Source organism: Luteibacter sahnii (genome assembly GCF_034063545.1).
Taxonomy (GTDB): domain Bacteria; phylum Pseudomonadota; class Gammaproteobacteria; order Xanthomonadales; family Rhodanobacteraceae; genus Luteibacter; species Luteibacter sahnii.
This window is the reverse complement of record NZ_JAQLOK010000001.1, coordinates 1,114,244-1,135,009: the sequence shown is the minus strand read 5'-3', so window position 1 is coordinate 1,135,009 and position 20,766 is coordinate 1,114,244. Positions and strand designations below refer to the sequence as shown.

At 64.1% G+C, this 20,766-nt stretch carries 16 protein-coding genes; 8 read left to right on the top strand and 8 right to left on the bottom strand.

The features are described 5' to 3' along the window. Nucleotides 1–62 precede the first annotated feature (62 nt). From PI246_RS05045 to PI246_RS05035, 3 genes are all read left to right on the top strand, one after another. Nucleotides 63–410, top strand: coding sequence for a hypothetical protein (locus tag PI246_RS05045; protein ID WP_320550189.1), 348 nt, complete (start codon nt 63–65; stop codon nt 408–410). Further along, entirely contained in the window at nt 404–790 is a 387-nt protein-coding gene (locus PI246_RS05040) for a UDP-N-acetylglucosamine-peptide N-acetylglucosaminyltransferase (RefSeq protein ID WP_320550188.1), read from the top strand. The genes PI246_RS05045 and PI246_RS05040 overlap by 7 nt, the downstream gene beginning before the upstream one ends. A 198-nt stretch (nt 791–988) precedes the next feature. Further along, nucleotides 989–1,123, top strand: a complete 135-nt coding sequence (locus PI246_RS05035) for a DUF3574 domain-containing protein (protein WP_320550187.1) — start codon at nt 989–991, stop codon at nt 1,121–1,123. A 95-nt stretch (nt 1,124–1,218) separates the two neighbouring features. Here the strand turns inward: PI246_RS05035 and PI246_RS05030 are convergent, their stop codons facing one another. The 4 genes from PI246_RS05030 to PI246_RS05015 all read right to left on the bottom strand — a co-directional run bounded on the left by PI246_RS05030 (nt 1,219) and on the right by PI246_RS05015 (nt 8,305). Continuing rightward, on the bottom strand, nt 1,219–2,847 hold the full coding sequence (locus PI246_RS05030; RefSeq protein WP_320550186.1) for a methyl-accepting chemotaxis protein: 1,629 nt from the start codon (nt 2,845–2,847) through the stop codon (nt 1,219–1,221). A 148-nt stretch (nt 2,848–2,995) separates the two neighbouring features. After that, nucleotides 2,996–4,282, bottom strand: coding sequence for an MFS transporter (locus PI246_RS05025; protein ID WP_320550185.1), 1,287 nt, complete (start codon nt 4,280–4,282; stop codon nt 2,996–2,998). A 69-nt stretch (nt 4,283–4,351) separates the two neighbouring features. Further along, complete coding sequence (locus PI246_RS05020) at nt 4,352–5,515, bottom strand: ROK family transcriptional regulator (protein WP_320550184.1); 1,164 nt, start codon at nt 5,513–5,515, stop codon at nt 4,352–4,354. 72 nt (nt 5,516–5,587) lie between these two features. Then, complete coding sequence (locus tag PI246_RS05015) at nt 5,588–8,305, bottom strand: TonB-dependent receptor (RefSeq protein ID WP_320550183.1); 2,718 nt, start codon at nt 8,303–8,305, stop codon at nt 5,588–5,590. A 115-nt stretch (nt 8,306–8,420) separates the two neighbouring features. Here PI246_RS05015 and PI246_RS05010 point away from each other — a divergent pair, with 115 nt between their 5' ends. The 4 genes from PI246_RS05010 to PI246_RS04995 all read left to right on the top strand — a co-directional run bounded on the left by PI246_RS05010 (nt 8,421) and on the right by PI246_RS04995 (nt 12,252). Further along, complete coding sequence (locus PI246_RS05010; protein ID WP_320550182.1) at nt 8,421–9,233, top strand: DUF1868 domain-containing protein; 813 nt, start codon at nt 8,421–8,423, stop codon at nt 9,231–9,233. 307 nt (nt 9,234–9,540) lie between these two features. Then, nucleotides 9,541–10,515 (top strand): glycerophosphodiester phosphodiesterase family protein, encoded by a 975-nt coding sequence (locus PI246_RS05005; RefSeq protein ID WP_407069781.1) that lies wholly within the window; start codon nt 9,541–9,543, stop codon nt 10,513–10,515. Between the two features lie 208 nt (nt 10,516–10,723). Further along, nucleotides 10,724–11,437: a peptidylprolyl isomerase gene (locus PI246_RS05000; protein WP_320550180.1), complete on the top strand. Its 714-nt coding sequence runs from the start codon at nt 10,724–10,726 to the stop codon at nt 11,435–11,437. Further along, nucleotides 11,434–12,252, top strand: a complete 819-nt coding sequence (locus tag PI246_RS04995) for a hypothetical protein (RefSeq protein WP_320550179.1) — start codon at nt 11,434–11,436, stop codon at nt 12,250–12,252. The genes PI246_RS05000 and PI246_RS04995 overlap by 4 nt, the downstream gene beginning before the upstream one ends. Here PI246_RS04995 and PI246_RS04990 read toward each other — a convergent pair. From PI246_RS04990 to PI246_RS04975, 4 genes are all read right to left on the bottom strand, one after another. After that, nucleotides 12,240–12,539 carry a hypothetical protein gene (locus tag PI246_RS04990; protein WP_320550178.1) on the bottom strand — a complete coding sequence of 100 codons (300 nt, stop codon included), beginning with the start codon at nt 12,537–12,539 and terminating at the stop codon, nt 12,240–12,242. The two genes, PI246_RS04995 and PI246_RS04990, sit on opposite strands and share 13 nt — an antisense overlap. Nucleotides 12,540–12,647: 108 nt before the next feature. Then, nucleotides 12,648–13,274 (bottom strand): hypothetical protein, encoded by a 627-nt coding sequence (locus PI246_RS04985; protein WP_320550177.1) that lies wholly within the window; start codon nt 13,272–13,274, stop codon nt 12,648–12,650. 6 nt (nt 13,275–13,280) lie between these two features. Further along, entirely contained in the window at nt 13,281–14,009 is a 729-nt protein-coding gene (locus PI246_RS04980) for an RHS repeat-associated core domain-containing protein (protein WP_320550176.1), read from the bottom strand. 331 nt (nt 14,010–14,340) lie between these two features. Further along, nucleotides 14,341–19,953, bottom strand: coding sequence for a hypothetical protein (locus tag PI246_RS04975; protein WP_320550175.1), 5,613 nt, complete (start codon nt 19,951–19,953; stop codon nt 14,341–14,343). Between the two features lie 208 nt (nt 19,954–20,161). On the opposite strand from PI246_RS04975, the gene PI246_RS04970 reads away from it, so the two are divergent. Next, entirely contained in the window at nt 20,162–20,701 is a 540-nt protein-coding gene (locus PI246_RS04970; protein WP_320550174.1) for a glutathione peroxidase, read from the top strand. Nucleotides 20,702–20,766: the final 65 nt, after the last annotated feature.

Genomic DNA, 20,766 nt, shown 5'->3' with positions numbered 1-20,766 from the left:
TTCACGCCCTGCTGCGGTCGCGGAGCGCAGCCTTGTACTGTCATCCAGGAGTGTATTCCTCCATGCTTCTTACCGTTGCACCGCGTAAACAAGCCGCCCTACCCGAAGCGAACCGTCGTCTATCGGCATTGGTGGAGCAGCTACGCCAACAGGGATTCCTGACGATTCGCGCGCAGGCGACGCTTCTGGGGGTTCCGGTCGGCGCACTGCGCAATTACCTCACGGGGTTTCCGCTGCCCGGGGAAGTTGCACGGGACATCGAATGGGTGCTCGACCTTTCGCCCGGGTGGCTCGATGACGCGTCGGAGCACTCAACCGAGGTAACCGTTCTTACCGAACGCGACCTGCTCACGGACGCCGCTATGCACGCCCATGGCGACGCAGGAAGCGAAAACGTCGCGACGTGCTAGGTCCGGACACGCTTCAGGAGACCCTCGCGCACGCGAAGTCCCTTTACGACAAGGGATGGGCGAGCTTGAGTCCAACGCCACTTTTTGACGCAACCGCCCGCGTCCTGCGCGACCGGATGTCGTCCTACGGCGAAGATGTGGTGGTACTCACCTGCCTGGGCGCCGTGTTCTGCGACATGATGCGCCCCGCCGACGCGGAAGCCGTGCTTGAACGCGCCGTCGCGTTGGGATCGACGGATCGCCATACCTTCTTCAATCTGTTCGTCGCGCGACTCCAGCTTGGCCGGATGGACGCGGCCCAGCAGGCGCTGGAGCGCTCGACATCGCTCGAAGGCCAGCCATCGACATGGACCGCTTACTTCGATCCACATGGGATGTAGGTCAACGAGGGCAGTGACGCCGCTGGGTCGCCACGCGTATCGAGCGCGAGCGTACCCGTGGGCGCCGTTCGATCCGATCGGCGGCAGCACGTCATATGGGACATTGCCTGCATAGGCGAAGTCCGCGATCGCCCCCCGAATGGCTCCGCCCGGGATGCTGGCGGAAAAACGTGCGTGTCATGGCTGCCCTGTAGCCGCATGCTGCTACTGCTTTTGTATCCGGACACCCCGGAGAACCGGGCATCCGTGGAAGCGATCCGGGCCGCCTGGAAGGCCAGGACGGGCGACCAGTCGGTGCTTCGCGTGACCCAGCCCGCCGACGTGTCGTTCTGAGGCGGACACCCCGTCGAAGGCGGCACGGACGCGACGGCGGTCATCGCCGCATCGGCAAGACGCCTCGGCCGCCGGGGCCAAGGCGTCACCTCACCTCAGGCGGCCGCCGCCATCGCCGCGCTCGTCCGCGAACCGCCGATGCGTTCCAGGCTGTGGGCTACCGTGTGGGACGGTGCCGCCGGCGTGCTGTCGCCGGAAAACCGGAAAACGGCGACCTGTGCCATCAATTCGCGCGCCAGTTCGTTCGCCTGCTGGCTAGCCGCGCTGGCCTCTTCCACGAGCGCCGCGTTCTGCTGCGTCACGGCGTCGAGTTCCGTGATGGCGTGATTGACCTGGTCGATGCCATGCGCCTGTTCGTGGCTTGCCGTGGCGATCTCGCCCAGGAAGTGCACGACCTCGACCGCCCCCGCCTCCATTTCGCCCAACGCGGCGGACGTGCGCGCGACGAAGACCACGCCCTCCTCCACCCGCTCGCTGCTCTCGGCGATCAGGCCCTGGATCTCCTTCGCCGCGACGGCACTCTGCTGGGCAAGACGGCGCACTTCGGCGGCGACGACGGCAAAACCCCGGCCCTCCTCACCCGCCCGGGCGGCTTCGACCGCGGCGTTGAGCGAGAGCAGGTTGGTCTGGAAGGCGATGCTGTTGATCACCTCGACGATGCCTTCGATTTTCTTGCTGGCCGCGCTGACCCGATCGATCGCACCGGAGGTTTCCAATGCCAGGTCGCGCGTAGCGACCGCCTGGTTGTTCAGTCGCTGCGCCAGCGCGCTCGCCGCGGCGGCAGCGTCCGCGTTCTGCCGTACGGAGGCGGTCATCTCTTCCATCGACGCGGCGGTTTCTTCCAGGCTGGAGGCCTGCTGTTGGGTGCGGGTAGACAATTCGTCGTTACCCGTGGCGATTTCACCGGCGGCAAAGCTCACCTGCTCGGCGTTACCACGCACCTTCCGCACGATGCCTGCCAACGAGGCGTCCATGGCGACGAGGGAGCGAAGGGTGTCGCTGACTTCATCCTTGCCCGTCACCACCAGCTCGTGGCCCAGCTCACCGTCATTGATCTGCCCGGCCAGTTCGCGGGCCTGCATGAGCGGCATCATGATGGTCTTGCTCAAGCGCAGGCCGGCGATCAACAAACCGAGGGCGCCCAGCACGAGCACCCCGACGACGCCGGCGGTAATGTACTTCTCACGCTGGACGGACGCGGCGTACGTGGTCGCGGCTTCCTGGACGTTGATCTTCACGATCGTGTCGATGTTTTTCGACGCATCCACGAAAACGGGGCTGACGGTGCCCGTCATGAAGGTCACCGCCTCGTCGTGCTGACCGCGAGCCACCATGTCGGCCACTTTCGTGCTCATGTCCCGGGCGCGACGCAGCGCACCCATGAAGGATTGCGCGGCGGCCCTTTCCTCGGGCGACGAAATGGCGCCCGGGTAATAATCGGCCCATGCCGCGTCGAGGTCCTTGGTGCGTTTCGCGTTGGCCGCTACGGCATCCAGGCCGGCCTCCCGGGTGCCCTTCAGCAAGGCGCGGTTCCATTCGACCCGGGTCTGGTTGAAGAGGTTGCGAACGGTAGCCAGGTCGACGATGGGTAGCAGTTCCCCCTCGTAGACGGCCTCGAGTTGTTTGCCAGAAAGATGCAGGGCGTAGACGCCGCCCGCGCCGACGGCGAAGGCCACGGTCACGGCGAAGGCGATAAGAAGGGCAATACGCTGCCGAATGGTCATGGTGGGCTTCCGATGGGTAGAAGCCCCTATCGGATCCGTTAGCGCTTACCTTTAGGTGAATTCGGCAAATTTGTACAAAACGGTTTCACCTTCGTTAACCATTGTATGAAAAACGTGATATTGCGATTTCCTCTTTATATTGCGATTTTCATTGCATGCCCCGACCCCGCGCGGGTTGCGGTGCCGTTGCACCACTTCGCCGAATCATGACGGAGCGCCCGGTCAGGCGCCAGCACGCCACCGCGCAAACGAGGCTTCCCCCGACCATCGCGCCAAGCAAGGTCGTGATCTCGCCACCGCGATACGTCGCGCTCTGCAGCGCCCATCCGGTCACCAGGCACGCGCCCGCCAGGCCCAGCTTCGAACCACACGTGAACATCGCCATCGTCAGCGAGGGATCTCGCCGAGCCACCCGCCTCGTCGCCGCGGACGCGGCGAGGCTCCAGAGCCCCGTCGCCAGGCCGGCGGAAGGCATGCCGAAGACAAACCCGACCACGAGCATGACGCCGTGGGATGCCCCGTCAGCAAGGGCCCAGGCCAACATGAGCGAGGTCATCCAGGTCAGCCAGCCGGACGCGTTCAGCATCCGCCGCAACGGATACCGGCGCGAGAGCGAGAGCCACAACGGCTGCGCGGCGACCATGCCGGCCGTCACGGCCAGCGGAAGGCCCGCGCAGCCGTGGCCATACGCGGCCAGATACAGTTGCAGGCGTCCGAACAGTGCCGTGCCCGCCGAGACGACGACCATGGTCGACACCAGGGCCGTGAACGACAGCCCGTCGTCGTGATCGGGCCGGTTGTCGCTTCCCGGTGCGACGCGACCGGGAGCGCGCGACCGGATGTCGTGCCGAAGGATCACGGCGGACACCACGGCGATCGCCGCCATCGCGATGGCACACGCCGTGAGGGGCCCGCTGCCCGATGACGCGACGGACCGCGGCAGCTGTGCGCCCGCGCCGGCGATGAGCAGGGCCGCCAGGCCGCCGGCGACGTACCGCGCCGCGGTCAGCGCGACGCGTTCATGCGCATCGCTCGCCAGCAGGGGCAGCAGCGTGTTCTGGGGTACGTCGACAAAGGCATACGCCACGCGGAAACAGAGGATCATCGCCACCGCCATCGCGCCTTGCGACGACGCGGCCCCGCTCAGGGCACCGAGGCCGACCATGGCAAGCGCACAGGCCACCGCCCCCATCACCTGGAGGTCCGCGGCGGCTTCCGGTTGCAGGCCTCGCGACGAAAACGCGCGCGCCACCGCGAGGTCGAGCCCCCCCGACACGATCATGCCCAGCGCCAGCGTCCACGCCGCTTGCGTTGGCGGAATGCGCCAGACCTCGGTCAGCAGGTAAAGAAACAGCCATTCGCCGGCGTACCAGAACGTGCTTTTGCCGCCATGCGCGAGGCCGTAAGCCAGCAGCCGCCGTCGATCCAGTGCCATCGGTATCCTCCGCCGGGCGACGACGCCCGCGGATCGCGAGCCCTCCGCCCATCGTAGGCGGCGATTGTGTCACCAGAAGAAGCATTCCTTGAACGGGAGGCTGGCGGCGCCGAGCGCTACCGGATCATGCGGGGCCCGGGCGATGACGATGGCGGGGAGCGGCCGACCATGACCTCGGCGCGGCACGTTGTCGATGGCGATGCGACTGGCCAGCTGGTTGGCCAGGGCCTTGGGAATGCGCCCGCCGAGCACGATGGCGGCCGGGTCGGCCAGCGCCACCACGGCCGAGGTCACCGCCGAGATGCCCGGCGTCACCCGGTCGAGCCAGCGCTGCACCGCGGGCCAGGTGGGGTCGTAACGGTCGAGCATGGCCTGGATGGTCGGCACGTCGTGACCGTCGTCCACCAGCAACGTGCGCAGGATCTCGAGCGCCGGTCGTTCGTAGCCCAGCGCCGGCAGCATCCCGGCGAACTCGCCCGCGTTGCCATGGTGGCCACGGTAGCAGCGGCCGCCCAGGATCATGCCGCCGCCAAACCCATGTCCGAAGAAGTAATAGGCGAAGTCACGGTAATCGTGACCGACCCCATAGAGGCTCTCGCCGATGGCCGCGACGCTGCCGTCGTTGTCGAGCCATACCGCCAGGCCCGTGGCGGCGCACAGCAGTTGGTCCAGCTCCACCAGCGCGATGTCGTCCAGCGGATCGGGCGGATTCATGCGCGCACCGTCGCCGATGAAAAAGCCGGTCGTACCGACCCCCATCCCCAGCAATCGTCCCGGCGGTACGGCCGCACGGCGCGTCACCTGCCGGACCAACGTGTCGACGCGTTTGACGAGCGCGGCACGCTGGGTGAGCTTGAGTGCCTCCTCGTGACGAGCGCGCACCTCTCCCGCGAAGTCGATCAGGCACAGGGCAAGCGAGTCGGTGGTAATCGACAGCCCGAGCGAAAACGCGAAGCCCGGATCGAGACTGATCGCGACGGCCGGTTTGCCGCGCCCCCGCACGATCGTCTCGCCCATCCGCAGCATCCCGCGCTCGACCAGTTCATCGACCAGCCGCATCACCGACTGCGCGGTCAGGCCGGTGGCGCGAACCAGCTCCGCGCGGGTCGTGGTGCCATGGCGGCGGACGAGGTCGAGCAGATCGCGCTCGTTGGCTGACACCGTGTCCGCCGATTCCGGATGGCGCAGGAAGGGCGACGGGATCTCGCCGGCAAAAGGAGTCGCAGCTGACATAGAGGCAAGGATAACCCGATCAAAGTCCGGTGACGCCGGAGCGCGTTGCCTTCCAGCAAGGGCGTCGTGCGGTCAGAGGAGGTAGTTCACGCCGATGAAGTAGGCCCTGCCGTTATCCAGTTCTTCCTTGACGAGGGCCTGGTCCGGCCCGATGAGGCGGGTGGGTCGTGCGTTGGTGAGGTTCTTGCCTTGCATCAACACGCTCAGGTGCGCGTCGACGGCATAGCGCAACTGCGCGTCATAGGTGAGTGCCCTGCCGTAATACACGTCGTTGACCGGGTTGTCGGTCGCGAAGCTGATGGGCATCTTGCCGGTACGGTTGGCACTGAGCTGGGCATTGAACGGGCCCGCGGTATAGAGCAACGAGGCGTTGAACAGCGTTTTCGCCGCCCCCGTGAGCATGGGCAGCACGCGGCGACTGCCGTCACTCATCACGATCGACGGGCCGTTCATGTCCAGGACGGTGGCATTGAACGTGGCGCCCAGGCCGCGCAGCGCCCCTGGTAAGGCATCGAAATGCAGTTTGACCAGACTCAACTCCAGGCCCCTGACCCGCGCGGCGGCGGCATTCTGCGCCTGAGTCGTGGTGACCAGGTAGGTGCCCGTGAGGCCTGCCGGATTCATCTGCGACTGGGTCTGGCTCAAGCTGACGATCTCATGACGGATATGTTTGTCGAAGGCCGCCAGTGACACCATCGCGTCCGGGCTCGCATACCATTCGAGCGAGAGATCGTAGTTGCTCGACTCGCGGGGCCGGAGCGACGGATTGGCCAGGGTCTGCGAGATCGTGCCCGCGGCGACGCTCACGGTGGGTGTGCCGTTCTGGGCCAGGGCCGCATACGAGGCGCGCGCCAGCGTCTTGCTCGCACCACCGCGGAGCATCAGTTCGGGGGCCAACGCGTAGGAGAAAACCGCGGAGGGAAGCCACTTTCCGTAGCGCTGGTCCTGCGTCTGCCGCACGAACTGCGTCAGGCTGTTCGCGGGCTGCGCCGTCGCGTTGGCGACGGTCTGGTCGGTGTGTTCGTAGCGCACCCCGCCCATGGCGGACAGCGCGTCGCCTCGATAACTCACCACGCCGTACCCGCTCTGCGTCAACTCGTTCAGGTCGAAATCGCCAAGGGTGCTGTTACGCGCATTCGTCGTCGCCAAGGCGTAATTGCCGGGATGCGCGAGGAAGTACGCCGTCGCCTTGGCAGGGTCCACCAGTAACATGGATTGCCCCGCCCCGTCGTAGGGACGGTAGGTGACGTCTTCGATGCCGATCGTGCCCAGGGATACCGGCCGCAACGGCACATACCCGAGTTCGTCGAGGTCGTAGTGCTGCTGCCGGTTGACCGACTGGACGCCGGCCTTGTAACCCCACCCCATCGCGTCTTCGCCGAGGTTATGGGTGAACTCGGCGCGGATCGTGCCCGTACCGAGTCGGCTACGCTCGTCGCGTGACAAGTAGCTGGTTTGGGTGTAGTTGTCCGGGTTCATGAAGTAATCCGGCTGCACGGGCGTGAACAGCGCGGTGTCTGACGGCGCGGCGGTGTAGCCGAACGCGAGGTTCGAGGACGCGGCGCTGGTGAACACATCCTCCCGGGTGGTCTGACGGTAGCTTCCGACGGCGTAGTTGGCGGTCACGTCCCATCGGCTGTACTCGGACGGTTCATAGCTGCCGCCCAGGTCGACGTAGCGGATGCGGCGCACCTGATCGTAGTGATCGTCGTCGGCCTGCGCCGCACCGCGCGCGAAGCTGCCAGTGGTCGGCGAGGTGATCGTCGCCGGACCGACGCGACTGAGGAACTGCGCCCGCCGCTGTTCGTCGTTTTCATGCTGGAAGAAACCACCGGTGAGATGCGCCCGGGCGTTGTCGAGGTTGTCCCACTCCATCTTCCCGAACACCGACTCGCGCGTGCGGACGTTGTCGTAGGTCAACCAGCGGTGTCGGTCCGGCACGGCGACCATGCCATCGACCGCGTCGGACGGGCGCAACGTCGAACCGGTTCCCGCCGCGTTCTGGCGCAACGAGGATAGACGCTGGGTGCCACCCGTGTACGCGTAGTAGCCATCGCTGTCCATGGCCGTATCGAGCGAGGACGAATCACGGCGGAAGTAGCTCGTCGATAGCACGACGCCGAACTGCTTCGACGAACCGAAACGGTGTGTCAACGTGGCTTCGGCCTGGCCGGACGGTGTCGATCCGGCGACGACGCGCTGGTTGTCCCACCGGGCGAGATTGGCGCGCGCCGACGCGAAGGTATCCGGCACGTCGAAGGCGCTACGCGTACGCAGGTTGGTGATGCCACCGATCGCGTCGGCGGGCAGGTCCGGCGTCACCGACTTGTAGATGCTTACCTGCTGCGCGAGCGACGATGGCAACACGTCGAGCGAAACGTTGCGGGTAGTGGTTTCGGTCGACGGCAAAGCCACGCCATCGACCGTGACCGTGTTGTAGTCGGGGTTGAGGCCGCGCAGGTTGAGGAACTGCGCCTCACCGCGCCCGTTGTTGATCGTCATGGCGACGCCAGGGATGCGCTGCACGGCTTCGCCCAGTCCAAAATCGGGAATCGAACCGATCTCGTCCGAGGAAATACCGTCGGAGATCACTGGCAGGGCGCGCTTTTCCGCCACCGCCTTCTGCAGCGACAGCGCCTTGCCCGTCACGTCGAGCCCCTCCAGCGTCGTCGCCCCACCCGGCGTGGGGACGTCCTGCGCGATGGCGCTCCCGATCGCCACCGAGAGCGCCGCGAATGCACCGATGCCCGCGATGCGTCGCGTGGCGCCCTGACCGATAACCGATGCCATGAACCTACCCCTGAATGTCGTGCGCGGCCCACCCGCGTCGTGCGCCGTAGACATTAGTAACCTTTCGTGACTTAAATATGACCGCGTACTCCCACCCCCTCCGAGAGAACCAGACGTGACATCCTCCCCCCCTACCCAGACGCCACCTTCCGCCGCCCCACTCGACGAGACGCGGCGACACTGGCTACGCCTTGGCGGCACCGCCCTTGCCGGCCTTTCCCTGATCACCTGCGCGCGCGCGGCGACGCCCCACGCCGTCGGACACAAGTTTTTCGCCGACGGTCGCGTCAAGCCGTTCGGCGGAAACACGATCATCTGCCACCTGCCTCAACAGGACGCTGGCTACGCGTCATTCGATGCGTTGCTCGACGTTTATCGAGATTTCCCGCATCACCCTTTCATGGCGAAGATGGCGCCACTGCCGCCGTCCAGCTATCACATGACGGTGCTGGGCTGCGCGGACGACGAACACCGAAAACCCGGCCTGTGGCCCCACGGCGTACCGATGGACGCACCCATGGCGGAATGCGATGCCTTGCTCATGCAGCGACTGACGTCCTTCTCGCTGGATTGCGAACTACCGCTACGCATGCGCGTGGATGACCAGCGGCCAGGTCCGGGCGAAGGATTGCGGATCGAGATGGCGCCTGTCGACGCTGCGGAGGAACGCAAGCTTCGCCGATTGCGCGACCGGCTCGCCGACCTGACCGGTATCCGAGCACCGGACCACGACCGATTCACCTTTCACATCAGCCTGGCGTATCTCGTGGGCGAACTGCATGCGGAGGAGCGGGAGGCATTGGAACGCGCACGAAGGGCGTGGCACACCGAACTCGCACGCAAGGTGTTGGTGTGGCACCTGGGCGCACCGGAGTTCTGCACGTTCGACGACATGTTCGCCTTTCGCCGGCGCATGTACCTGGTGTGACCGGGTCATCGCCATGACACCGAGGGGCACGAAAACCATCATGTGCGATTAATAACTCAGTCATCGTTATTAAATAGGTTGATCCACGGCACGGCGCCGTCAGCGGGGGCGCGGCGTCATGCCGGAGGCCACGATCGTGTCATCGGTTCATAACACATCGCCCCGCATTCCCGACTCCACGAGGCATCTATCCATGAAAACCACACGTCGTACCCACGGCGCCCGGCTCGCGGCCGTGGCCGTGCTGATCGGGGCCGGTTCGCTCGCCCAGGTTTCCCACGCCGCTTGCGCACCGGTCGGCACCCGGATGGCCACCCTGCTCAAGACCGTCCCCACGCACCAGGTATCGGTGCTCGCGCATCGCGGACTCTGGGGCCAGTTCGCACCCATCGAAGACACCCCGGAAAACTCACGCGCGTCGCTGCAGCAGGCGAACGACCAGTGCATGGACGCGGTGGAGCTCGACGTGAAGCTCACCTCCGAGGGCGTGCCCGTGCTCATGCACGACTACAACCTCGGCCGCACCACGAATGTCTATACCGCGTTCCGCGGAGGCACGAAGTACGATCCGGCGAGCAATCGCGGCACCAACCCGAGCGTCGCGTCCGTCAGTTGGCAGACCATCCAGAACCTGCACCTGCTGACGCCGGGGCGTACCACGGTCACAGGCTACTTCGTCCCGGACGTCTCTGGCGTGTTCACTTACTGGAACCAGCATGGTCTGAGCGTGCCGATGATCTTCGATGCGAAGACCCAGGACGCGGTCAAGGCGATCGATCGTCTCGCCCAGGAAAACTTCTCCGCGCCCTCGCGCGTGGTCGGCGTCAAGGTGAACGCGACGCTCTACCCGTCCTATAGCGCATTCAAGGCGGACGCCCCGACGATCGTGGGTATCCCCGTGTTCACCACCAACATGCTCACGGTCATCGACGTGCCCACCGTTCGCCGCAACTGGCAGACCGGCGCCGCGGCGCTGGAAATCAACGTCAAGCAGAAGAACGGCCTTCTGCAGGGCCAGATGGACCTCGCCAAGAAGGACGGCAAGGCCGTGGGCGTATTCAACGCCCTGCCCGATGCGCCGGGTGGCAGCGGCAACTTCTACAAGAATACGGGCGAGTGCTGCTACAAGCTCTCGGATCTGTATTTCAGCTACTCCGGCGGACGTGACACGGCCGACAACCGCGGCGACTGGACCTACCTGGTCTCGCAGGGTTTCACCTTCATCACCACCGACGATCCGCGAGGACTGATCGGCTTCCTGCATTCGCGCGGCCTGCACTGACGAGCCACGGGAGGGGCAGCCGCCCCTCCTTCGGCGCTGCACGGTGATCCAAGGAGATCCCATGATCCGTCGCTCTACCCTCCCTTTCGTTTTCTTTCTCGGCACGGTGCTCGCGACAGCCGCCGCCACCGCCGACACATCCATCGCCACCCTCCGTATCGGCGATAGCCGTCTCTCTCCAGCGCAGTATCGCGTCCTGGCGAGCGCCATGGCGCAGAGCACGGGCACGCCGTCGTTCGCGGACGATACCGATCAGCTAAGCACTTATGCACGGACGGAAATCCTAGCCGCCAAGGCGCGTACGAGCGGCCTGGCGCGCGATCCGGTCACGGCCGAGCGCATCCGCGTCGCCATCGACGGCGTACTGGCCGCCGCGGAGCGTGAGCATCTACGAACCACCGCCCGGATCACCCCAGACGACGTGAAGCGGCGCCTGAGCGAACACCCGTACGCTTACGACCAATTCGCGCTCAGCCACATCTTCATCGCGGTCGGCCGCACGCCGGATGGTGGGGAGCGCTCCGACGCCGAAGCCCTCGCCAAAGCCCGGCAGATCAAGAAGCAGCTCGACGACGGCGCCGATTTCGCGACCGTGGCGAAGGCGCAATCCGAGGACACGCAAACAGCCAGCCAGGGCGGCGAGCTCGATCCGATGCTGGGGATGTATATGTCGAATGCCTTCCTCCCCGCCGTAAGCCAGTTACACGACGGCGACGTGTCCGGACCGGTGCGCGGGCCGAATGGCTACCACGTCCTTCTCGTCCAGCAACACATCGGAGCGACCTACGACAAGACCCACGCCATGATCGAAGCCGTGCTTCGGGACGAAGCGGCCGACGAAGCGATCGCCACGTGGGTACGCCAGACCCCGGTGTCGTTCGACAAAGCCTCGCTGGCGGATCAGGGAAGCCGGGCGCCATGAGCGGTCTCGCACGCTGGACCACGATCGCGGTGCTTGCCTGTCTCGCGGTGGCTGGCAGCGCGTGGGTCGTCCAGGGGGCGACGGCCGAACGCCGTGCCGTACTGGGTAAGCGCCCCCCGGAGGTGCCCCGGCAGCAAGGGTTCGACCGGCGCACTGAACGGCTCGTCGCGGCGCCCGTTGCCGATCGGCTCGATGCCGACGCGCGCGACGCCGCCGTGTGTCGACAGCTTGTGCGGGAACGCAGCGACCCCGCCGCGGCGTCGACGGTCGCGCCAGGGGAGCCCGTTCGTTCTGGGCACCAGACCGCCGCGGCATGCGCGTCCCGCCCCGAATCGTCCGATGACGACATCACGTCACGACTGCATATGGCGGCCGCCGCAGGCAGCCTCGACGCGCAACGCACGCTCCTGATCGAGCAATTGCATCAGGACGAAAGTGACGTCGACGCCCTCGCCGCCGAAGGGGACGTCGATCAGGATGCAGTGCGTGGGTATTTCGATCGCGACATACGAGCGCTTCGGGAGATGGCCCTGCGAGGGGACAGCGTCGCCGCGCGGATGATGGCGAGCCTGTTGATCGACGGGCGATTGGTGGGGCGGGACACTGTCGCGGCAGCCGCGTGGGAGATTATGGCGGAGCACGACGAAGACGCTCATCTTCCATCGGAAGACATCTTGCGGCGCGATCCGGCATTGGAAGAGCTAAATGACGTGGAGCGGGATGCCGCCCTTGCGACTGTTCAGCAGCTAGCTCTGGAAAGGCATGGCAAGGGGCCGCCATGGACACATCCGGTTCGACGAAGTCACCCCGTATAGCCCATCATGATGCTGGCAAACATAAGCATGATCAGCAGAAATCCCACTACCCCGGAATATCGAGCCACGCGCAGCAGACGTGAATGACGGCTCGCAAAAAGAGGGTCTAGACCATTCCGCAAAAAGACTATGCGGATCAACTTCATCTGCGCATTGGCACCATCGATACCAACCCCTGTGACACCGGCCTCCTTTATCAAAAAGCTTGCGATTCGCGCCATGCAGATCAGATAGCAGACCGTGGTAGCAAAAGCCGACAAACCTGCGACTTCTATAAACTCTCTCATGACTGGAACCGCTCCCGTCCAACGCAGGCTTACGCACGTAACGAATTACCCACTGACACACATCTTAACCCGCCCCACATCAACGTTAAGCGCGTCGAAACCGGTCAGTTATCCGGCCTGAAACGTGCGAATCTCATCAAGCTCGCTTGCCGAGACCACTGGATGGGCTCGGGCCCGAGTGCGGAGGTGTCCTATCAAACTACGCAGATCGGACGAGAGCTGCGCTTCTGCAATGTCCATACGCTGGGCTGCCAGCTCACGATCAACCCATGGATGGGTGGACATCAACCGATCCATGTCGGACGTGAGACGATGGTCAAACTGTGGATCGTTGTAGCGTACAAGCACGTCTCCCGCTGCATTATCTGACATGTTATAAGCCGCTTGAAGAACTTCTACAAGTCGCATCGTTTCTTGCGTGGAAGCAAATAGGCCCAGAAGTTGAAGCGCTTCAACGAATGATTCCGCATAGGGAGACTCTAAAGTGGCAGGCGCACCCGGGTCCGGATACAGGCTTTCGATGAACTTTGCATCTGGCAGGCTTCCTTCCAATGATGCGTAAGCCCAGACGTCGTCAAGAATGGATTCGACTGGCGAACACCGCTTCTCTTGAGCCCAAATGGCGTACCCTACGCTCATTCGTTCCAGGGCCGCAGCAGCCACCGCAACGCGACTGGATGGCGCTAGATCCTCGAGCAGATGCAGATGATTTTCCTTGTTGAATCGATTCGTCATCGAGATTTACCACGAGGCGTTATAACTATCGACGAGCGTAACAGAATTTTTTGTGATTTCGCTTTGGCACATTGCGCATATAGCACGATTACCCTCTGTAGTAACGTGTTTAATTTCGACCCCAGCAGCTTCGGCATACTGCAGTAGTTTCTGCTCCGCGTGCATTCCACCTGAACTCTGAGCGATGTCGCCACCGAGCATCTGCACCACATTTCGCTGAGCCGGACCCAAGTCACGCGTACCTCCGGCAAATACCATCCGCCCATCACTCAATAGCGCCCCTGCCGTGGCTCGTCGAGTTTGTGCTACCGGATCCAATGCGCCGTGCACCTCCTTTACAGCAGCCTGAAGGCGCTGGACTTGTGAAGCATAATTAGCCGCGCGTGCTATGGAGCTGACTTCGCCAACAGCTGCGGCGGCTGAAATTCCCACCGATGCAACTGCAACAATCCACCCACCGCTTGAACATCCCGAGGATACGCAGGAATAAACGCCGTACCCCGGCACCATATTAAGCGCGTACTGTCCAGCGGCCTCACGCGTTTCAGGATTTTGCCAGTCGAGCTGGTAAACAGACGCAGGTAACGTCTGCCGCCCATCGGGATCGACGTTGTTAATCGGGTTCAGCCCCACATAGCTGAATCTCGCGAAGGAAATTATATTTCCCGCTTCGCTTTCTTTGGGGTCGATGGAGATAAATCGTCCGATTGTCGGATCGTAATAGCGAGCCTGCATGTAGCTAAGCCCGTCTCAACATCCTCGACGTGCCCGGCGTACCCGGGGCCAAGCGTAGCAACCCCTAACGCTCGGCCGCCGTACGGCCGAAAGTCAGACGTTGAAAGAAGTTTTCCCGATGCATCGGCAGTCGCAAGTACGGTTCCCTGAGGGCTGGTGTAGTAATAATTGACCGTCTCTGCAGAAGCAGCGCTACCAATCGAGAGCAATACGCAAGCGAGAAATATGAACACCCCTAGGACGAAGCGAAAATGCTGTGACCCACTGAAGCGAGGGTCCGCATACGTCTTCCTACTAAGGAGACGTATTACATCCGTTACTTCCTCGTTATTCATCCGGCAATATCCCCCGACCAAGCAGAGCACCCCTGCGCATTGCATGCCCGCAAGCGATACGTGTACTGCAACAGATACGGCGAAAATCCGCTTTCCACGACATACGATGTGCTCGTCCCTGGATTGAGCGTCGTGTTGGTCTGAACGCGCAGGATTTCGTATCGCGTCGCGCCGGACGATGCCGACCAGCTGATCGTGAACAACTCGCGCTTACCGCTGATGGTGTCCGCCATCCGGATGTTGCCCGGAAGCGGCGGGGTCAATGCCACTGTCACGGTCACCTGTCCGCTGAAAGGACCGCAACCGCCCGCATTACATGCCTGCACCTGATAGACATATGTGCCGTTGCCGCGCCCGCTCGTCGACCAGCCCACAGCACCATTATTCTGTACTGTAGTCCATGCACCACCATTGGCGGACTCCATCAGGTTGTAACTCGCCGTGCCTGCCACACCCGACCAGGAAATTGTGTAAGCACCGGTGTTGCTCGTTCCTCCACCCCCCATCGCGGGAGCCGTTGCGGGCGGAACAGTCACGATCACCACGCCGCTCACGGCATATCCGCCGCAACCGTTGGCGTTGCATGCACGCACTCGGTAATACCAGTTCGATGTACCTTCGCCGATGACCGTCGACGTGCCGGTACCCGACCAAATCGTGGTCCACGTTCCATTAGTGGTGTGATCTATTTGATAAGACGTTGCGTAGGCAGCAGCCGGCCAGCTGATGCCGACACTGCCCGAACTGGTGGCGGGCACGCTGATCGACGTCAGTGCCGGTGGCACATGAGCGATTGTCACCGTGACCGAAGTGGTCGGTGCACTGCAACCGTTCGCATTGCAGGCCGACGCGCGATACTGATAGGTCGCATCGGCGGGCGCGTTCACAGCCGCCGTGGTGGCTGTGCCACTGTAAAGCGCTGACCATGCGCCCCCGTTAACGGATTGCTCCACCTTGTAGCTGGTGGCATTGGTGGTCACCGACCAGCCGATCGCGATGCTTGAAAGGTCGCTCGCGGCGGATGCCGTCACTGTAGCGGGCGAGACCGGCGCGGAGGCCGAGGGCGGCACCAGGAAGTCGCCAGAGCGGGTCAGCAGATTGTTATCACCCCCCACGGGAGATATCCCATGGACATAGATCGTCTTCCCCGCGTATTGCACCCGCTGGGCTTCCGTCAGAGGAATACTGAAACGATGCTGCGCTCCGCTCGAATGGCAGGCGCTCTGCACTGTACTTTCGCTAGCCAGATTTGCCGTGAAAGCGCCCAGCCACGTCCCCGATCCCGCAGGTCCGCCAACGTATACCTGCACATCGATAGACGTGGCGAGCCCGCTCGCGCAGGCCCATCCCCCGACAGTCGCGTTCGCCCCGTTGGTCACACCGTCGATGACGCCCATGACCACGGAGGTGGTCGCTTTCCGACTAGCCACCAGGCTCTTGCCCAAATAGATATAGCTGGTGCCATTCGCGGTGGCGTTGTCGTACTGCCAAAGCAGCTGTCCACTGCTGCTGTACGCGTAGTAGGTCGTCCCCGATGGCGTCACCGCCTTCACCCGATGACCCGTCGCGTCGTACAGGTAATCGCCCTTGCCATTGACCGAGAGCAAACGGTTGGCCAGGTCGAAGGTCATCGCCTGACCATCCTTTGCGGTGGTGTTGCCCTGGGCGTCGTACGCGAAGCTGTCGACGGTGCTGCCGTTGTTGCTGATCGTACGAAGCAGGTTGTTGCCGTCGTAGTTGTACGTCCGGGTCCCTCCGCTATTGGTCAGGGTGCGGAGGTTGTTGAGCGTATCGTAGGTGTAGCTTTCGCTGCCCCACAGGTTCGATGCCGTCGCCGACACCAGGCGGCTCAAGCCGTCATAGGTCATCGCGCGGGTGCGCTGGTTCGAACCCGATCGGTCCGTGATGGTGAGGATGTTGCCCACGGCGTCGTAGCCGTAATCCTCGCTCACCGCCACCTGGGCCGCCGTGCCGAAGGTGAAATTGGACAGCAGCTGACGGGCATTCTGGGTGGTGGAATACAACGCTCCGTTGCCCAGGGTATAGGCCTGGACCGAGCCGTTGGGGAAGTACGTCGCGCCGCTGAGAAAGCTGCCGGCGGTGGTGGGCTGCCCGAACGCATTGGGGGCCATCGCCACCGTCTGGCCATCGGGATACTGCACGCTCGCCAGGTGGCCGTTGGCGTCGTAACCATATCCCAGGGTCCACGACCAGCCATCGACCGACAGCACTTCGGCGGTGAGCAGGCCCAGCTTGTTGCGGCCGTAGGACCAGCCCACCGTGCCGGTGCTGTTGGCATTGCCCGACGCGGTGGCCGATGTCGACGTCGCCGGCTTGCCCAACGCGTCGTACGTAAAACTGGTCGCGAGGGTGCCGTTGGGATAGCTGACCGACGTGACGCGGTTCATCGCGTCGTAGCCGTTGGTGGTGCGTGCGGCGGCGGCCACCTGGTCATAGCCACAGCCGGTGCCGTTGAAGGGTTGCCCCGACGCGCTCCATACCACGTTGTCGGCCGCATCGTAGGCCGTCATGGTGCTGCCGGTTTCCGGCTCCCACGATCGGCACAGCCGATGCTGCGCGTCATACGTCATCGTCCGCGTCAGGCCGCCCTGGCTGAGCGAGAGCACGTTGCCGTAGATGTCGCGACTGATCGATTGCGTCACGCCTTCCGGCGCCTCCACACGCACCACGCTATCGAAGCTCGGGGCGTCGAACGCCTGAAAATAGGTGTTGGTCACGTTGCCCTTGGCATCGGTGACCTGCCTTCCGTTGCCCGTCAGGTACCGGGTCGTGGTGACCAGGTTGCCTTGCTCGGAGGATTGCGTGCTGGACAGCGGGCGCCCCAGGACGTCGTATGCCGTGGTCGTGCCCAGGGTGATGCCGCTACGGTCGGGCGCACCCGACACCGGGTACGACACGAAGGTCTTGTGCCCCGCCCAGTCGTACTCCGTGCGAGCCGACACATACAGCGCACCGGTGCCGACTTCCGCCTTGCCGGTCATCACCGGGCGGAGCAAGGCGTCGAAGTCGGTGCGCTCTGAGTACGTCCCTTGCGTCACCATGCGCATCCAGTGGTTACCGCCCATGCCGCGGGCATCGCCGGAATAGACGTAGCTGATGGTCCGGGGCGCCCACGCGGTACTGTCGCCCGACGGATAGTCGATCCTCGCGACGCGGCCCATCGCGTCGTAGCCGTACTGGGTGGTAGCGCCGGCCTGGTCGGTGATGGAGGCGATCTGGCCGAACCCATCCACGCCCACGCCCTGGCTGGTGTTGTCCGGATAGACGATGTGGGTAGGGATGCCGCGGACGTAGCTCGAGAGCGCGGTGGTCTTGCCGTTGCCGTCGGTAAAGCTCGCTAGCTGGCCCTGGGCGTCGAACGCATAGCCCATGACCTGCGTCCCGAACCGGTAGCGCGCCGTGGGCGTGAGGCTGGTCGCGTCGTAGGTCATCTGCGCCACCGTCTCCCCGGTGGTCAGGTTGATCTGCTGGGAAGGCAACCCGATGACCCACGGCCCGGCGCCGTCGACGTAGGTCGACCGCTCACTGATGCTGTTGCCGAAGTTGTTCGATCGGGTCACGTCTTGCGGCCGGGCGAAGCCGTCGAAGGCTGTCGCATTCCATGCATAGACATCGGGGGCCGCACTGGCGGACGGGTCGATGACGGTCTGCCGTGTCGCCATCGGCAGTTGTTCCTGTAGCTGCGTCTTGTTCACGCGCTCCTGCGGCGCATAGCCCCAGGGGTGGGCGTAAGCGCCCGAGCGCGCGTCCTGCGCGGGGGCAGGATTGACATAGGCATAGGTCGTCGATCGACGCAACGTCGTCGTCGCGCCACCGTCAAAGACCTCCTCCTTGAGCAGCTGGCTTTCCGTCCAGTCATACCGGTTGGAAAACGTGCTCCGTTCGAGGTGTCCGTCCGGGTAGGTGACGTCCGTGGAAATCGTCGTGGCGCACGCCGAGGTATTGCAATCCTGCGCCCAGCTTTCGTTGGCCGCGGAGTAACCGTATGTCCACCTCAGTCCGCCGGCCGGCAGGCCCGCGCCGGACAGGACACGCTGGGTGATCGCCATGCCATAGGAGGCGTTGGGCACCGATGCCCACGTGCCCGGATAGTTGGCAACGACCGGAACGCCCGGGCCGGCGATACAGTACTGCGGAACGTACGAACGGCCGCGCTTGAGTGGCGCGACGGTGTAACTCGCCGCCAGACCCGACGGGTGCATCACCGTCGCGGTGAATGTCGACGTCATGTTCGTGGGTACGCCGATCGCTGCGCACGTCCCCCCCGATTCGCGCGAATCGGCCCATGCGCCGTTGAGCGGATCGAGGTTGTATCCCCACTGGCTGCCATCGGGCTGCACGACCGAGGTGAGCGTATACACCAGATTGGGCGACGACTTGGCGTAATGGTACGTCCATGTCCGCGTACCGCTGGCACCGCCCTGCACGGTGACCGTACTTATCCGATGGCTACTGGTGCCGGTGCTCGGGTCCGTTTCATAGGTGAAGGTCACGTGCCGGCCATCGGACGCCGAGATGTCGGTCACGTCGTCGCCGCTATAGGTATAGGACAGCGAGTTACCGAATCGGTCCTCGATGCGAGTCACCAACATGCGTCCTTCGCGCCGAACGACAAAATCCTGCGCCGACGCGAACACGTGGATGCCCGAACGCGTGGCCGCCGTGCCCGGGCCCGAACCGAGGGGACGCGTCAGCGCGGGCATGTAGCGGTAGGCGATGTGGTCCAGCCAATACTTCGTGCCGTCGGGCGAGACCGCGAGAAACCCTTCAAGGGTCGTGTCATTGGATGCGTGGGCCAGGCAGCCCACGGCCCAGTTCGAACGCGTCACGATCGGATAGGCGAGTCCGGCGACCCCTGGCGTCGCCGTATTGGCCGACGAACGCGACAAGAGGTCCTGACTGCCCTGGCCGGGAATACGCAGCTGGTAGCCTTGCCACCAGGTCTCCGGGTCCCAATCGGCGCGTTTGGCGTCACCGGGCGGCGGGGCCACGCTGGGAGGTGGGCCGAAGTGCGAACACAGCGCCGTGGGACTGCCGCCCGCGACGCGCCAGCCGGGAACGTTCTGCTGGCTCGCGGTCACCGTAAAAATCTGCGGCAGGTCGATGTCCCAATCGCCGAACGCGCGGGCCTGCAGGTCGGGGCGATCCTCCACGCCATGCAACGTGAACGTGCGACCCACGCTAAGGGCGGGGCCGGTGCCCGTCAGCGAGATGTCGGTCTGGTTGAACGACAAGGAGCCGTCGTACAAGCCGATCCGCTCGCCGAACGGGGTGTCTCCCAACGGCTGGATGTCCTCGTTGACCTTGATGAGTTTCTTGTACTCGTCCTCCGGCTTGGCCATCGTCTGCGCGCCCGCCACAAAGGGCATGGCCACGGCCGCGACCACGACCATCCCCAGCGCCACACGCGCCCACGGGCGCGCGAACGCCGCCCTTCCCTGCCTGGACCCTGTCATCACGATTCCCCTGATCTTGAGCTTTTGCTCAGGCGGCGAATGTAGTCGTCGGTTTTTACGAGGGTCAAGGTGGCGTGGAGAGCCGTCTTGAAACCATCCTCGCCGGATGAAAAAAAATGCGATGCACGCCAATGCCTTTGCCGAACGCTGTAGTCCTTCCCCTACACGAGGGTTCGGGATTCACCTACACCGTTACGGACGCTGTCTGGAGGTGATCGGCGCGTGGGCGAGCCTTCCACGGCGCACGGGCCATGGAGCGGGCCGGCACACGGCAGCCTTTGATTTTGCACCCGATGCAAACCATGCAACGATGTGCGCCCCTACCCCAACGGCCTCTCCCATGACACTCAACGACATCCCCTTGCAGACCATCGATGGCGAGCCGACGTCGCTGGCCGCGTACGAAGGCCGCGTCCTGCTCATCGTCAACGTGGCGTCGAAGTGCGGCCTCACCCCTCAGTACGAGAGTCTGGAAGCCCTGTTCGAAGCCCGGCGGGCGGAGGGGCTCGTCGTTCTCGGTTTCCCCGCCAATAACTTCGCCAATCAGGAGCCGGGAGCGGACGAGGACATCAAATCGTTCTGCTCGCTGACCTATGACGTCAGCTTCCCGATGTTCTCGAAGATCTCCGTGCGCGGCGACGACATCCACCCGCTCTACGACGCATTGACCACGGCCCGGCCGGAGCGCGTCGGCGGGGAAACCCTCCTGTCGTTGCTGACCGAGAAGGGGCTCGCACCGGCCACCGCGACCGAAGTGATGTGGAACTTCGAAAAATTCCTCGTCGGCAGGGACGGCGAGGTGGTGGCCCGCTTCGGTCCCGACGTGACCGTGGACGATCCCCGTGTCATCGCAGCGATCGACGGTGCACTGGCCCGTTAGTCGTCAGTCAACGGTCAGCGTGCCACGGTCCGCGTGAAGGCCGACGGCGCCGCCCAGGAAACCGG

Excerpts from the sequence above, each read along its gene's own strand:
- PI246_RS05005 (WP_407069781.1), top strand. The coding sequence starts at position 9,541 with ATGGCCACCCTGCTCAAGACCGTCCCCACGCACCAGGTATCGGTGCTC.
- PI246_RS04970 (WP_320550174.1), top strand. The coding sequence starts at position 20,162 with ATGACACTCAACGACATCCCCTTGCAGACCATCGATGGCGAGCCGACG.
- PI246_RS05025 (WP_320550185.1), bottom strand. The coding sequence starts at position 4,282 with ATGGCACTGGATCGACGGCGGCTGCTGGCTTACGGCCTCGCGCATGGC.
- PI246_RS04995 (WP_320550179.1), top strand. The coding sequence starts at position 11,434 with ATGAGCGGTCTCGCACGCTGGACCACGATCGCGGTGCTTGCCTGTCTC.
- PI246_RS05015 (WP_320550183.1), bottom strand. The coding sequence starts at position 8,305 with ATGGCATCGGTTATCGGTCAGGGCGCCACGCGACGCATCGCGGGCATC.
- PI246_RS04985 (WP_320550177.1), bottom strand. The coding sequence starts at position 13,274 with ATGACGAATCGATTCAACAAGGAAAATCATCTGCATCTGCTCGAGGAT.
- PI246_RS05020 (WP_320550184.1), bottom strand. The coding sequence starts at position 5,515 with ATGTCAGCTGCGACTCCTTTTGCCGGCGAGATCCCGTCGCCCTTCCTG.
- PI246_RS05035 (WP_320550187.1), top strand. The coding sequence starts at position 989 with ATGCTGCTACTGCTTTTGTATCCGGACACCCCGGAGAACCGGGCATCC.
- PI246_RS05000 (WP_320550180.1), top strand. The coding sequence starts at position 10,724 with ATGGCGCAGAGCACGGGCACGCCGTCGTTCGCGGACGATACCGATCAG.
- PI246_RS04990 (WP_320550178.1), bottom strand. The coding sequence starts at position 12,539 with ATGAGAGAGTTTATAGAAGTCGCAGGTTTGTCGGCTTTTGCTACCACG.
- PI246_RS04980 (WP_320550176.1), bottom strand. The coding sequence starts at position 14,009 with ATGCAGGCTCGCTATTACGATCCGACAATCGGACGATTTATCTCCATC.
- PI246_RS05045 (WP_320550189.1), top strand. The coding sequence starts at position 63 with ATGCTTCTTACCGTTGCACCGCGTAAACAAGCCGCCCTACCCGAAGCG.
- PI246_RS05030 (WP_320550186.1), bottom strand. The coding sequence starts at position 2,847 with ATGACCATTCGGCAGCGTATTGCCCTTCTTATCGCCTTCGCCGTGACC.